A 14,188-nucleotide genomic window follows, 5' to 3' on the forward strand; every position below is an offset into this window, starting at 1 on the left:
AACCACGCTGCCGGTTACGCCGCGAGCCGCGCCAGTGCCGCGTCGATGCGTGCCAGGGCCTTCTCCTTGCCCAGGACCTCAAGGGACTCGAAGAGGGGCAGGCCGACGGTGCGGCCGGTGACGGCGACGCGGACCGGGGCCTGGGCCTTGCCGAGCTTGAGGCCGTGGGTCTCGCCGGCGGCCAGGACGGCCTCCTTGAGGGACTCGGGGGACGTCCAGTCGGCGGCGGCCAGGTTCGCGCGGGCCGTGGTCAGGAGGGCGTCGGAGCCCTCCTTCATCGCCTTGGTCCAGCTCGCCTCGTCGAGGACCGGCTCCGGCAGGAAGAGGAAGTCGACGTTGTCGGTGATCTCGGAGAGGACCTTCAGGCGGGTCTGCGCGTGCGGCGCGATCGCCTGCCACTTGGCCTCGTCGAAGTCCTCGGGTGCCCAGGGGGCGGCGGGGGCCTTCAGCCAGGGGCGGCAGCGCTCGGTGAAGTCCTTGATCTCCAGAAGGCGGATGTGGTCGGCGTTGATCGCCTCGCACTTCTTCAGGTCGAAGCGCGCCGGGTTGGGCTGCACGTCGGTGACGTCGAAGGCCGCGACCATTTCGTCGATCGTGAAGACGTCCTGGTCGGCGGAGAGGGACCAGCCGAGCAGGGAGAGGTAGTTGAGCAGGCCCTCGGGGAGGAAGCCGCGCTCGCGGTAGAGGTTGAGGCTGGACTGCGGGTCGCGCTTGGACAGCTTCTTGTTGCCCTCGCCCATGACGTAGGGCAGGTGGCCGAAGGCGGGGATCTCCTTGGCGACGCCCAGCCCGATCAGTGCCTTGTACAGGGCGATCTGGCGGGGGGTGGAGGAGAGCAGGTCCTCGCCGCGCAGGACGTGGGTGATCTCCATCATCGCGTCGTCGACCGGATTGACGAGCGTGTAGAGGGGAGCGCCGTTGGCGCGGACGATGCCGTAGTCCGGGACGTTCTCCGGGAGGTAGGTGATCTCGCCGCGGACCAGGTCCGTGAAGGTGATCGGCTCGTCGGGCATCCGGAAGCGGACGATGGGCTCGCGGCCCTGGGACGTGTACTCCTCGACCTGCGCGTCGGTCAGGTCGCGGCAGTGGCCGTCGTAGCCGGAGGGCCTGCCGGCGGCGCGGGCGGCCTCGCGGCGGGTGTCCAGCTCCTCCTGCGAGCAGTAGCAGCGGTAGGCGTGGCCGGCGTCCAGGAGCCTGGCGGCGACGTCCCGGTAGATGTCCATGCGCTGCGACTGGCGGTACGGCGCGTGGGGGCCGCCGACCTCGGGGCCCTCGTCCCAGTCGAAGCCCAGCCAGCGCATCGAGTCCAGGAGCTGCTCGTACGACTCCTCGGAGTCGCGGGCCGCGTCGGTGTCCTCGATGCGGAAGACCAGCGTGCCCTGGTGGTGGCGCGCGAAGGCCCAGTTGAACAGGGCGGTGCGGACCAGGCCCACGTGGGGGTTGCCGGTGGGGGACGGACAGAAACGGACGCGTACGGGAGAGCCGGATGCGCTAGCCACGCTTGACAACCTTGTTGGTGAGAGTGCCGATGCCTTCGATGGTGACGGCGACCTCGTCGCCGACGTTGAGGGGGCCGACGCCGGCCGGGGTGCCCGTGAGGATCACGTCGCCGGGCAGCAGCGTCATCGCCTCGGAGATGTTGACGATCAGATCCTCGATGGAGTGGATCATCTCGCCGGTGCGGCCGAGCTGGCGCTGGCCGCCGTTGACCGTGAGCTGGATCGTCAGGTCGGACGGGTCCAGGTCCGTCTCCACCCAGGGGCCCAGCGGGCAGGAGGAGTCGAAGCCCTTGGCCCTGGCCCACTGCTTCTCGCGGCGCTGCACGTCGCGGGCGGTGACGTCGTTGGCGCAGGTGTAGCCGAAGATCACGTCCTTGACGCGCTCGCGCGGCACCTCGCGGCACATGCGGCCGATGACGACGGCGAGTTCGGCCTCGTGGTGCAGTTCCTCGGAGAAGGAGGGGTACTGGATCGCGTCGCCGGGGCCGATCACCGAGGTGGACGGCTTGAAGAAGGCGAACGGGGCGTCGGGCACCTCGTTGCCCAGTTCGCGGGCGTGTTCGGCGTAGTTGCGGCCGAAGGCGACGACCTTGTTGGGGAGTACCGGCGGCAGGAGCCGCACCTTGCTCAGGGGCACCTTGGTGCCGGAGAGCTCGAAGTCCGCGAACGGGATGCCCTTGATGATGTCGAGGACGAGCTGGTCCGGCTGGTCGCCCTCGACCGCGCCGAAGGCGACGTTCCCGTCGATGGAGAACCTGGCGATGCGCACGGGTTGCTTGGCCCCTTGACTGAGCTGGCTGGAGTCTGACGCTCCAGGCTAACGCGGCAGGGGGCGGGCGCCTCGCGCATTCCCGCGTCGTGGGCCCGAAGGGGGACGGTGCGGGGTGCGGGGCGCCGGGGTGCGCGGGCCGCTGAACGGAGGGCGGCCCGGTCTCGTACTACTCTGCGGCGGCCGCGGTGACCGGGGCTTCCATGAGGATGGTGCGCCGGGGGTTGGCGGTCTGGGTGGGGAGCTCGACGGCGTGCTCCGGCTGCTCCGGCGCCTGCAGGTCGTCGGCACCGTCGAGGTGCGCCAGCGTCGTGCGCCGCGGGTTGGCGATCTTGTGGAACATCGTCGTCGTCTTCACGGTTGTACGAGGCCTTGTCGTTCGGGGCGCCCGAGGGGCCGCCAAGGGTCCCTGCGAGGGCGCGGGTTGTCGGTTTTGCCTTCTCTGTAAAGCGCCAGGCTAAACATGCAATTCCCCACCGACTCGGGGAGGGCACGTGATCACCGTGTGAGTTTCCTCACTTATCAAGGGTCAAACCGGTCAATCGACGCACAGGCGACACCCGGACGAAGCAGACATTGCGCATCTGAAGACATCATTCCGCTCCTGATCATGTCGACTGGGACACGCTCCGGACCTCGTCGACTCATGGGCATACGCCCTTTTTGCGGGTGATCATCTTCTACATGAGGTGATCCGGCCCTCACGTGCTGTCACCTATCTCACGGGGTGCCCCACGGGCCTTGTTGGAGATCCTGCACTGTGCTGGAATTCCACGGACCGCCGCGGGATCGAGCCGGCGCGCAGGGGGCGCACACCAGCGCCGCGCGGCGGCGAGAAGGGGGAACCAGCGCCGGTCACTCACGACCACCACGGGGGCGTATTCAGGGCGCCCCCAAGACGCCGACACCGTGCCCCGCCGTTCACGCGGAGGGGCGCCTGGTCCAGAGGTTGCGACGCTAGTGCAGGGACGTTTCAAGAGGGATGGCAGCGCTTCGGCCGAGCCGGAGCCGCACGGCGGGACTGGCCCCAAGGCCGTCGGTTCCTCGCCCCAGCACGCCCAGAACCCGGGTCAGGCCCAGTCCGGCGACGGTGGGGAGCGCGCCGGCCAGGCGGCGGGCCCGTCCACTGGTGACCAGAAGCCGCCCGCCAAGCCGGCCAAGGGCTCGACCGGCCCCGGCCCGCGAATAGCCCTGCGCAACTGGCGGATCTCCACCCGCCTGGTGTCGCTGCTGGCACTTCCGGTGGTCGCGGCCACCTCGCTGGGCGGGCTGCGCATCAACCAGTCGCTGGACGACATCCAGCAGCTCGACAACATGAAGCTGCTGACGGAGATGACGAAGCAGGCCACCGAGCTGGCCGCCGCACTCCAGGAGGAGCGCGACCAGTCCGCCGGTCCGCTCGCCCACGGCTCGACCTCCGGCGCCATCACCGTCAAGGGCGACCGCGAGAAGACCGACCGGGCGCTGAAGAACTTCCTCGACAACTCCGAGGAGATCGACGCCGCCAGCAAGGACGGCAACCTCGTCGGCGTCCGGGACAGCCTGGTCGGCCTCGCCAGCGACCTGAACGACCTGAACAAGATCCGCACCTCGGCGTACACGGCCAAGGGGAACTCGACCCAGACGGTCGAGGCCTACCACCGGCTGATCACCCACCTGCTCGACCTCTCGCAGGACATGGCGGAGGCGACCAGCAACCCGGACATGATCCAGCGCACGCGCGCCCTGTCGGCCTTCTCGTCGGCCAAGGAGTACGCGTCGATCCAGCGTGCGGTCCTGGCGGCGGCGCTGCCCGCGAACACCGACAGCAAGGGCGACCTCGCCGAGAACGACCGGCTGTACGCCCAGTCCGCGCTCCAGAGCCAGACCTCCGAACTGCGCAGCTTCGGCAGCATCTACGGCAGCGGCTCCGAGGACCTCCTCAAGCCGATCTCCGAGGGCAACTCGGTGATCGAGGCGTCCGACCAGTACGCCGGCCGCGCCCTGGGGCGGGTCAACGGCCTGGACGACCTGAAGCCCCAGTCGTACCAGGACTGGCTGGACGACAGCTCCACCAAGATCCAGCAGATGAAGAACATCGAGCTGAAGCTCCTGGAGGACATGGAGCAGCAGGCCCGCGAGCTGCGCAACGAGTCGCAGCGCGAGGCCATCATCTCCGGTGTCGTCATCCTGCTCGTGCTCGGCGTCTCGCTCGTCGGCGCCTTCGTCGTGGCCCGGTCCATGATCCGCTCGCTGCGCCGGCTCGAGGACACCGCGACCAAGGTCGCCCAGGACCGCCTGCCCGAGCTGGTCAAGCAGCTCTCGGAGACCGACCCGCAGGACGTCGACACCTCGGTGGAGTCGGTCGGTGTGCACTCCCGGGACGAGATCGGCCGAGTGGCCGCGGCCTTCGACGACGTGCACCGCGAGGCGGTCCGCCTCGCCGCCGAGCAGGCCCTGCTGCGGGGCAACGTCAACGCGATGTTCACCAACCTCTCGCGCCGTTCCCAGGGCCTCATCCAGCGCCAGCTGTCGCTGATCTCCGAACTCGAGTCCCGCGAGGCCGACCCGGACCAGCTGTCCTCGCTGTTCAAGCTCGACCACCTCGCCACCCGCATGCGCCGCAACGGTGAGAACCTCCTCGTCCTCGCCGGTGAGGAGCCGGGCCGCCGCTGGACGCGTCCGGTGCCGCTGGTCGACGTGCTCCGTGCCGCCGCCTCCGAGGTGGAGCAGTACGAGCGCATCGAACTGGCCTCCGTGCCGAGCACCGAGGTCGCCGGCCGCGTGGTCAACGACCTCGTGCACCTGCTCGCGGAGCTGCTGGAGAACGCGACATCGTTCTCCTCCCCGCAGACCAAGGTCAAGGTCACCGGTCACGCGCTGCCCGACGGCCGGGTGCTGATCGAGATCCACGACACCGGTATCGGCCTCTCGCCCGAGGACCTGGCCGCGATCAACGAGCGGCTCGCCTCGCCGCCCACCGTGGACGTCTCCGTCTCCCGCCGCATGGGCCTGTTCGTGGTCGGCCGCCTCTCCCAGCGCCACGGCATCCGGATCCAGCTGCGCCCGTCCGACTCGGGCGGTACGACCGCGCTGGTCATGCTGCCGGTCGATGTCGCGCAGGGCGGCCGCAAGCCGCAGCCCAAGCCGGGCCAGGGCCCCTCGGGCAACGGCGGTCCGGCCGCCGCCCAGGCGGCCGCAGGCGTCGCCGCTGCCCGCCGCGGCGGACAGGGCGGGGGCGCACTCGCGGGCGGTGCCTTCGGCGGCGGCGCCGGTGCCGGCGCCCCGGGTGGCCGGCTCGGTGCCGGTCAGGGGCCGCGCGCCGCACTGCCCGGGCGCGACGCGGGCGGCCGTCCCGGCGGACCGAACGGACCCGGCGGCCCCGGAGGACCGGGCGGACTGGGCGGACCGCGTGGGCAGCAGCCCCCGGCGGGCCCGGGCCGGCAGAACCGTCCGGCTCCGGCAGGTGCGGGAGCCGGTGCGGGCCAGGGGCAGGCGCCCGGCGCTCCGCAGGGCCTGCAGGCCGCGGGCATGAACGCGCCGCAGGGCAACGCCCCCCAGGGCCAGGACATGTTCGGCGGCACCCGCCCTCCGGGGGCTCCCCCGCAGCGCGGCAAGCGCCCGAACAACCCGAACAACGGGGACGCCGAGCAGGGCCGTCGTCCGCAGCTGCCGCCGCGCGGAGGCCCGCGGGCCGAGCTGCCCGGCGGCAACCCGCAGCCCCGCGTGCCGAGTTGGAGCGAGGAGAACGCGCCGCAGCGCGCCTCGCTGGACGCGCCGCGCGGCCACGAGGAGCCGGACGGCCCCCGCACCGGCCGGACACCGGACTTCGACGACCGGCAGGGTCCGGGTTCCACGGCGGAGATGCCGGCGGTGCCGCGCTTCGACGAACCCCAGTCCCCCGCGTCGACGGCCGAGTTCGCCCGCCCCGACTTCGACGCCCCGGCGCCGCGCCAGGAAGTGCCGCAGGGCACGGGCCAGTTCGCCGTGCCGGGCCAGAACCAGTACGACCAGAACCCGAACGGGTACGACCAGAGCCAGTACGACCAGAACCGGGACGCGTACGCCCAGGACGGATACGGCCAGGACCAGTACGGCGGGCAGGACCAGTACGGCGGCCAGGACCGGTACGGCCGGGAGCAGTACGGCCGGGGCGGCACGGACGCTCCGCAGAACGACCAGTTCGCGCGGCCCGAGCCGACCGCACCGCCGCAGGGCGGCGGAACCTTCGTCCGCTCGGACGTCTTCGGCGGCCCGTCCCCGCAGGCCGGTCCGGGCGTCCCCGGCCGCGCCGACCGGTTCGCCGGCGCCCAGGGCTACGACAACGGCTCGACCGGACAGCACCATCTGCCGGACCGTCAGGACCCGTCCGGCACCGGCCAGTTCGAACGTCCGCAGGTCAACGGCGCGCAGGGGAGCAACGACTTCGGTGCCCCGCGCCCGCCGGCCCCGCAGCGGCCGGTCCGCCGGGAGTCCCTCCGCCAGGAGCCCGCAGGCCGGGACAACACCAACGGGACTCCGGTGCAGCCCCCGCAGCGGCCCGCCGACGGCTGGGCACTGCCCCCGGCCTCCGGCCCCGGCGACGGACGTACGCCGTTGTACGACACGCTGGAGACCAACTGGTTCCACGGCGACCGCGAGGCGAGGACGCAGCAGAGCGCCCCGGACGCGACGCCGGAGCCGCAGGCTCCCCAGCCCCAGACCCCGGCGGCCCCGCAGCGGCCCGCCACCTCCGCCTGGCGCAGCTCGCCGAACGACGACCTCGTCCGGCAGGCGGAGCGCGTCAGGCAGCCGGCCGCGGGCGGGGTCACCACCTCCGGCCTCCCGCGCCGGGTCCCCCGGGCCAACCTGGTCCCGGGGACGGCTCAGCAGCAGTCGCACCAGAGCGGTCCGGCGGTCTCGCGCGCGCCCGACGACGTGCGCGGCCGGCTGACCAATCTCCGTCGGGGAATCGCACAGGGCCGTCAGGCCGGGAACAACCAGACCGGCAGCTATCCGCGGCCCACTCACCAGCAGGAGCGTTAGTTGAGCCCGATGAGCCAGGCGGCACAGAACCTCAACTGGTTGATCACGAATTTCGTGGACAACACCCCAGGGGTGTCCCACACCGTCGTCGTGTCCGCCGACGGACTTCTTCTGGCCATGTCGGAAGGCTTCCCGCGCGATCGCGCCGACCAGCTCGCGGCGGTCGCGTCGGGGCTGACCTCGCTGACCGCCGGGGCGTCCCGGATCTTCGAGGGCGGCAACGTGGCGCAGACGGTCGTGGAGATGGAACGGGGGTTCCTCTTCCTCATGTCCGTCTCGGACGGGTCGTCCCTGGCCGTCCTCGCCCACCCGGAGTGCGACATCGGCCTCGTCGGCTACGAGATGGCACTCCTCGTCGACCGCGCGGGTGCCGTCCTCACACCCGACCTGCGCGCCGAGCTACAAGGAAGTCTGCTCCACTGATCGGCCCCGGCACCACCCGTGTTACCAAATCACCGTCCGGCCGCCACAAACCCCCCACCGGCCTCGTCAGACGGCTTGACTGACCGACATGCTGTCCCGCCCGGAGGATCCATGACCCCGCCCACCGCCTCTCATGATCCGTACGCGGAGCCGTACGAGGACGAGGGCGACCAGCCGCTGGTACGTCCCTACGCGATGACCGGCGGCCGGACCAGGCCGCGCTATCAGCTTGCCATCGAGGCACTGATCAGTACGACGGCCGACCCGGCAGCGCTCATGGGGCTGCTTCCCGAGCACCAGCGCATCTGCCATCTGTGCCGCGAGGTGAAATCGGTGGCCGAGGTGTCGGCCCTGCTTGCGATGCCCCTGGGTGTGGCCCGGATTCTGGTCGCGGACCTCGCGGAGGCCGGACTCGTCGCCATTCACCAGCCCGGCGGCGACGAGAACAACGGCGGTGCGCCGGACGTGACACTGCTCGAAAGGGTGCTCAGTGGACTTCGAAAGCTCTGACGGGGGCCGGGCGACCACCTCCGCGAAGATCGTGGTGGCCGGCGGCTTCGGCGTCGGCAAGACCACGTTCGTGGGCGCCGTCTCCGAGATCAACCCCCTGCGCACCGAGGCCGTGATGACCTCGGCCAGCGCGGGGATCGACGACCTCACACACGCCGGGGACAAGACGACCACGACGGTCGCCATGGACTTCGGCCGCATCACGCTCGACCAGGACCTGATCCTGTACCTCTTCGGTACGCCGGGTCAGGACCGGTTCTGGTTCATGTGGGACGACCTGGTGCGCGGTGCCATCGGCGCGGTCGTCCTGTGCGACACCCGCCGGCTGGCCGACTGCTTCCCCGCCGTCGACTACTTCGAGAACAGCGGCCTGCCCTTCGTCGTCGCGCTCAACGGCTTCGACGGGCAGCAGCCCTACACGCCGGACGAGGTGCGCGAGGCGCTGCAGATCGGCCCGGACACCCCGATCATCACGACGGACGCGCGGCACCGGGCCGACGCGAAGTCGGCGCTGATCACCCTGGTGGAACATGCGCTGATGGCCCGGCTACGGTAGGTCCACGGACAGGACCAACCAAGATCGCAGCCAAGTCGGCAGGGTCCTACGGCACTTGTCGTAGACGAGACGGAGCCGGCTGTGTCCTTTGACACGGTCGGCTCCGGTGTTCATAACGTTTCGGCAGAGGAATCGGGTGGTACCGACACGCGTCGCGGTCAACCGGTCTCGCTGCGCGCACAAACGCCCCGTCTTTTGGCGGGCCTCGCTCTTTATGACCGTTTTACGCGAGGTTTACATCACGTGTAACCCTCCCGTTCCATTGTTTGGAAGAGCGCTGGCCGTCGTGCTGGAATGCCAGAACTGCCCAATGGTCAAAGACGTACTCAGCAGTAGCACGTACTCGATGACGGACTGGGTTCTGAGACACAGCGGCACGACACAGGTGCCGACCGCCGAGAGGTTGTTGGTCGAGTGAGGCGAAGCAAGAACGGTCCCGAGGCGTCGGCCCGGGGCAACTTCACCCCGCCGCCGCGCACAGCAGCGGCCGCTCCCGCCCCCGCGCCCGCTGCGGAACCCCAGGCCGAGCCCGTACAGAGTGGTGGCCGCCTCTCTCCGCGCAACTGGCGGGTGACCACCCGGCTGAACGCGATCCTGCTCCTTCCGGTGCTGGTCGGCCTGGTCATGGGCGGCTTCCAGGTGAAGAGCTCGCTCGACACGTGGCAGGACGCCGAGGACGCCGAGAGCACCGCCCGCCTGGTGCGGGCTTCCCTGGGTTACGCCAACGCCCTCTACAACGAGCGCGACGTCACCGCCGCCCCGCTGCTCCAGGGCAAGGGCGAGGACGACACGACCGTCACCGAGGCCCGCCGGGCGACGGACGCAGCGGCCGACACCTTCGACGAGGCCGCCCAGGGCATGCCCGCGAAGGCCGGTCTGGAACGCCGGCTGAAGGTGTTCCGCGCGCAGGAGCCCAAGCTCCAGACGCTGCGCACGGCCGCGTACACGGCCAAGCTCAAGGGCGTGGAGACCGAGGAGGGCTACACCGGCGTCGCCCACCCCCTGATGGAGTTCGCCAACGAACTCGGTCTGGGCACCGGCAACATCACCTCCTACGGCCGTACCGTCTACGCGATCTCCCTGACCAAGGCGGCGCTCTCCCTGGAGCGCTCCATCGGCATGCACATGCTGGTCAAGCCCGGTCCGGAGCCCGCCCACCTCGCCAGCCAGCGCGTCGCCCTCTCCTCCTACGCCTACCTCGAGCGCATCGCGGTCGAGGAGTACATCGGCGGCGGCACCGAGGCGGACGCGCAGAAGCTCGAGGACGCCGAGTCCAAGGTGAAGAAGGACGGCGCGGCCATGGCCAAGGAGGCCAAGGCCAACGACCCGGACTACGTGGCGCCGCCGTCCAACCCGACCACGATGATCTCCGCACTGGCCGGTCTCGACTCGACGGACACCGCCGCCCGGGCGGAGCTGGCCGGGCAGGGCATCACGCCGGAGAACTGGTGGACGGTCAACACCCTCAAGTTCGACGCGTACGAGAAGATCGAGTCGGACCTGGCCGACAACGCGGTGTCCGAGGCGTCCGCCATCGCGGACAACGCCGAGCGGGACGCCTACATCACGGGCGCGGCGGTGGTCGTCGCGCTGCTCGCCGCGTTCATCCTGGCCGGCATGGTGGCCCGCCAGATGAGCCGCTCCATGCGCCAGCTGCGCAACGCCGCCTTCGGCATCGCGGAGCAGCGCCTGCCGACGCTGGTCGACCAGCTCTCCCGCACCGACCCGGGCCGGGTCGACACCCGGGTCCAGCCGATCCCGATCGCCACGAAGGACGAGATCGGCGAAGTCGCCCGGGCCTTCGACCAGGTGCACCGCGAGGCGGTCCGGCTCGCCTCCGAGCAGGCCCTGCTGCGGGGCAACATCAACGCGATCTTCACCAACCTGTCGCGCCGCAACCAGTCGCTGATCGAGGGCCAGCTGAGCCTGATCACGGAACTGGAGAACAACGAGGCCGAACCGGACCAGCTGGAGAACCTCTTCCGGCTCGACCACCTCGCCACCCGTATGCGCCGCAACGGCGAGAACCTCCTGGTCCTCGCGGGCGAGGAGCCCGGCCGCCGCTGGGACCAGCCGGTTCCGCTGGTCGACGTGCTGCGCGCCGCCTCCTCCGAGGTGGAGCAGTACGAGCGCATCGAGCTGTCCGGCGTGCCGGAGGCCGAGATCCACGGCCGGGCCGTGACCGACCTCGTGCACCTGCTGGCGGAGCTGCTGGAGAACGCCACCACGTTCTCCTCGCCGCAGACCAAGGTGCGCGTCACCGCGACCCGGCTGCCCGACGGCCGTGTGATGGTCGAGATCCACGACAAGGGCATCGGCCTGACCGCCGAGGACTTCGCGGACATCAACCACAAGCTGGCCAACCCGCCGACCGTGGACGCCGCGATCTCGCAGCGCATGGGCCTGTTCGTGGTCGGCCGGCTGTCGGACCGGCACGGCATCCGCGTCCAGCTCCGCCCCTCCGGCGAGCAGGCGGGCACCACCTCGCTGGTCATGCTGCCGGACGCCATCACCCACGGTGGCGGCGGCGACCAGCAGCAGCAGCGCGACGAGTTCACCGTCTCGCAGATCATCCCGGAGCAGGCCTTCCATGGCGAGAACTTCTCGCAGGTCGGTCAGCCCATGCGCACCGCCGCCGAACTGGGCTTCGACGACAGCCGGTACGCGGAGGTCCCCGACGACATACGCGAGCTCGACCCGGTCGGCCGGTCGCTGATGCGCGAGGAGCGCCGCGCGGCCCTGGAGTCCCAGTCCCCCCAGTCGCACCCCGAGCTGCCCGGCCCGGCGGACCAGGCTGGTACGGAGAACGCGGGGGCGCCCTCCTTCCAGGACCCGTTCGCCGGCGGACAGCCCGGCTACGACCCCGCCCGGGAGGGTTACCCGGAGCAGCAGAACGGCGGGTACGACCAGCAGTCGGCGTACGCGGACCACCAGCAGGCGTACCAGGAGCCCCAGCAGGCGTCGTACGAGGAGCAGTACTACGCGCCGAACGGCGGCCCGCCGCAGGGCGAGGGCTACGCCCCGTCCGCCGACGGCGGTTTCCCGGACACCTCCTACGCGGACCAGGGCCCGGGCGCACAGCAGCAGGCCGGTTCCGGCGGCCCGGAGGCGTACTCGGCCTTCGAACAGCGGCGCTACCAGGACGACTGGCCCCAGCAGGACGGCTATCAGAACGGCTATCCGGACCAGTACCCGTCCGGTGCTCCCGGGGCGCATTCCGCGCAGGCCGCTGACGTGAACGAGGCGGACCGCGTAGGCTTCGACCGTCCGGGCCCGGCGCCCTCCGCCGCCCACGAGCTGACCGACGCCGGCCTGCCCCGCCGCGGATCCACCGCGAGCGGCGCCGGCAGTGCGGGGCACGTGGGCCAGGAGACACCGGCCGCCGCCGGCACGGGCGGCGAGGACGACTGGCGGTCGGCCAACGACGACCGCTGGCAGCAGGCCTCGGCGCTGCGCAAGCCCAAGGCGGGCGGGGTGACCTCCTCGGGTCTGCCGCGGCGGGTTCCCAAGGCCAACCTGGTCGAGGGCGCCGCCGAAACCACTCCACAGGGAGGCCCCCAGGTCTCCCGCGCCCCGGAGGACGTCCGGGGCAGGCTGAGCAACCTGCGGCGCGGCGTCGAGCGAGGCCGCAACGCAGGCAGTGAAACGAACGGCCAGGACGCAAGGAACGAACACCGTGGTCCTGACAGCACCTACAACCAGGAGCGTTAGTGTGAGCCCGATGAGCCAGGCGGCGCAGAACCTGAACTGGTTGATCACCAACTTCGTGGACAACACCCCGGGGGTGTCCCACACGGTGGTGGTCTCCGCCGACGGACTCCTTCTGGCGATGTCCGAGGGGTTCCCGCGCGACCGTGCCGACCAGCTCGCGGCCGTCGCCTCCGGTCTGACCTCGCTGACCGCCGGTGCCTCGCGCATCTTCGAGGGCGGCAGCGTGAATCAGACGGTTGTGGAGATGGAGCGCGGATTCCTCTTCATCATGTCCATCTCGGACGGCTCGTCCCTCGCGGTTCTTGCACACCCCGAGGCGGACATCGGGCTCATTGGGTACGAGATGGCCCTTCTGGTGGACCGTGCGGGCACGGTTCTGACCCCGGATCTGCGGGCGGAGCTCCAAGGGAGCCTTCTCAACTAAAGGACAGACGGTGCGTTTTGGCGTCCCGTGGCCGTAAAGTTTCGGGACGCGGCTCCACAGAGATGGGTGCCAGGCACAGTCGGAGGAGGAAAAAGTGGGAACACCCGCAGGCGGTCCGTCATCGGGCAACTGGTCGTACGGCCCCGGTCAGGGACCGGGCCACGGCTCGGCGAACGACTTCGGCTACCCCTCCGTGCCCAGCCACCGGCAGCCGTACGCGCCGCAGGGCCCCGGTCCCTCGCCGTACGACCAGCCGCACGCTCCGCGCATCCAGCCCGTGCAGCCGCAGCGCCGCACCCCTGAGCCGGCGCCCGCAGGGGCGTCGAACAACCCCCTGGTGCGCCCGTACGCCATGACGGGCGGCCGCACCAGGCCCCGGTACCAGCTCGCCATCGAGGCGCTGGTGCACACCACCGCGCAGCCGCACCAGATGCAGGGCCAGCTGCCCGAGCATCAGCGGATCTGCAACCTCTGCCGGGAGATCAAGTCGGTGGCCGAGATCTCGGCCCTCCTGACGATCCCTCTCGGCGTGGCCAGGATCCTCGTCGCCGACTTGGCGGAGGCGGGACTGGTCGCCATCCATCAGCCCGGCGGCGACGAGAGCGCCGGCGGGCAGCCAGACGTGACACTGCTCGAAAGGGTGCTCAGTGGACTTCGCAAGCTCTAGCGGCGGTCCTTCCCGCTCCACCACCTCGGCGAAAATCGTGGTGGCGGGCGGCTTCGGCGTGGGCAAGACCACGTTCGTCGGCGCTGTCTCGGAGATCAATCCGCTGCGTACAGAGGCCGTGATGACATCCGCGTCCGCGGGCATCGACGACCTCACCCATACGGGTGATAAGACGACCACGACGGTCGCCATGGACTTCGGCCGCATCACGCTCGACCAGGACCTGATCCTGTACCTCTTCGGTACCCCGGGCCAGGACCGGTTCTGGTTCATGTGGGACGACCTGGTGCGCGGCGCCATCGGGGCGATCGTCCTGGTCGACACGAGGCGGCTCGCCGACTGCTTCCCCGCCGTCGACTACTTCGAGAACAGCGGCCTGCCCTTCGTCATCGCGCTCAACGGCTTCGACGGACAGCAGCCGTACAATCCGGACGAGGTCCGGGAGGCGCTGCAGATCGGCCCGGACACCCCGATCATCACGACGGACGCGCGGCACCGGGCCGACGCGAAGTCGGCGCTGATCACCCTCGTGGAGCATGCGCTGATGGCGCGGTTGCGCTAGCCGCGCCGGGTTGAGTGACGCCCCCTGCGGCCCTGTCGGGCTGCCGGGGGCGCTTTCGTTGCC

At 70.7% G+C, this 14,188-nt stretch carries 11 protein-coding genes; 8 read left to right on the forward strand and 3 right to left on the reverse strand.

Going from position 1 to position 14,188, the window contains the following annotated elements; all coding sequences use genetic code 11:
- Positions 1–14: 14 nt before the first annotated feature.
- The 3 genes from gltX to HZS56_RS18485 all read right to left on the reverse strand — a co-directional run bounded on the left by gltX (position 15) and on the right by HZS56_RS18485 (position 2,626).
- Positions 15–1,499, reverse strand: a complete 1,485-nt coding sequence (gene gltX, locus HZS56_RS18475) for a glutamate--tRNA ligase (protein ID WP_216721806.1) — start codon at positions 1,497–1,499, stop codon at positions 15–17.
- Positions 1,492–2,268, reverse strand: a complete 777-nt coding sequence (locus HZS56_RS18480) for a fumarylacetoacetate hydrolase family protein (protein WP_216721807.1) — start codon at positions 2,266–2,268, stop codon at positions 1,492–1,494. The genes gltX and HZS56_RS18480 overlap by 8 nt, the downstream gene beginning before the upstream one ends.
- 169 nt (positions 2,269–2,437) lie before the next feature.
- Complete coding sequence (locus tag HZS56_RS18485; protein ID WP_216721812.1) at positions 2,438–2,626, reverse strand: hypothetical protein; 189 nt, start codon at positions 2,624–2,626, stop codon at positions 2,438–2,440.
- A gap of 602 nt (positions 2,627–3,228) precedes the next feature.
- On the opposite strand from HZS56_RS18485, the gene HZS56_RS18490 reads away from it, so the two are divergent.
- The 8 genes from HZS56_RS18490 to HZS56_RS18525 all read left to right on the forward strand — a co-directional run bounded on the left by HZS56_RS18490 (position 3,229) and on the right by HZS56_RS18525 (position 14,125).
- Positions 3,229–7,272 (forward strand): nitrate- and nitrite sensing domain-containing protein, encoded by a 4,044-nt coding sequence (locus HZS56_RS18490; RefSeq protein ID WP_216721808.1) that lies wholly within the window; start codon positions 3,229–3,231, stop codon positions 7,270–7,272.
- Positions 7,273–7,281: 9 nt separating this feature from the next.
- Positions 7,282–7,695 (forward strand): roadblock/LC7 domain-containing protein, encoded by a 414-nt coding sequence (locus HZS56_RS18495; RefSeq protein WP_003973453.1) that lies wholly within the window; start codon positions 7,282–7,284, stop codon positions 7,693–7,695.
- A 111-nt stretch (positions 7,696–7,806) separates the two neighbouring features.
- Positions 7,807–8,205 carry a DUF742 domain-containing protein gene (locus HZS56_RS18500; RefSeq protein WP_003973454.1) on the forward strand — a complete coding sequence of 133 codons (399 nt, stop codon included), beginning with the start codon at positions 7,807–7,809 and terminating at the stop codon, positions 8,203–8,205.
- The gene (locus HZS56_RS18505) at positions 8,186–8,761 is read left to right on the forward strand and encodes a GTP-binding protein (RefSeq protein ID WP_055469383.1); all 576 of its coding nucleotides are present in this window, start codon (positions 8,186–8,188) and stop codon (positions 8,759–8,761) included. Before HZS56_RS18500 ends, HZS56_RS18505 begins: the two co-directional genes overlap by 20 nt.
- A gap of 414 nt (positions 8,762–9,175) precedes the next feature.
- Positions 9,176–12,472 (forward strand): nitrate- and nitrite sensing domain-containing protein, encoded by a 3,297-nt coding sequence (locus HZS56_RS18510; protein WP_216721809.1) that lies wholly within the window; start codon positions 9,176–9,178, stop codon positions 12,470–12,472.
- Positions 12,473–12,482: 10 nt separating this feature from the next.
- Entirely contained in the window at positions 12,483–12,896 is a 414-nt protein-coding gene (locus HZS56_RS18515; RefSeq protein WP_004983065.1) for a roadblock/LC7 domain-containing protein, read from the forward strand.
- A gap of 94 nt (positions 12,897–12,990) precedes the next feature.
- On the forward strand, positions 12,991–13,563 hold the full coding sequence (locus tag HZS56_RS18520; protein WP_216721810.1) for a DUF742 domain-containing protein: 573 nt from the start codon (positions 12,991–12,993) through the stop codon (positions 13,561–13,563).
- Complete coding sequence (locus tag HZS56_RS18525; protein ID WP_009314218.1) at positions 13,544–14,125, forward strand: GTP-binding protein; 582 nt, start codon at positions 13,544–13,546, stop codon at positions 14,123–14,125. The genes HZS56_RS18520 and HZS56_RS18525 overlap by 20 nt, the downstream gene beginning before the upstream one ends.
- Positions 14,126–14,188 lie beyond the last annotated feature (63 nt).

The organism is Streptomyces mayonensis, assembly GCF_018982965.1.
Lineage (GTDB): Bacteria > Actinomycetota > Actinomycetes > Streptomycetales > Streptomycetaceae > Streptomyces > Streptomyces mayonensis.

What these genes read in the sequence shown, in the direction of transcription:
- HZS56_RS18495 (WP_003973453.1), top strand. Translation starts at nt 7,282, where the DNA reads ATGAGCCAGGCGGCACAGAACCTCAACTGGTTGATCACGAATTTCGTG.
- HZS56_RS18500 (WP_003973454.1), top strand. Translation starts at nt 7,807, where the DNA reads ATGACCCCGCCCACCGCCTCTCATGATCCGTACGCGGAGCCGTACGAG.
- HZS56_RS18515 (WP_004983065.1), top strand. Translation starts at nt 12,483, where the DNA reads ATGAGCCAGGCGGCGCAGAACCTGAACTGGTTGATCACCAACTTCGTG.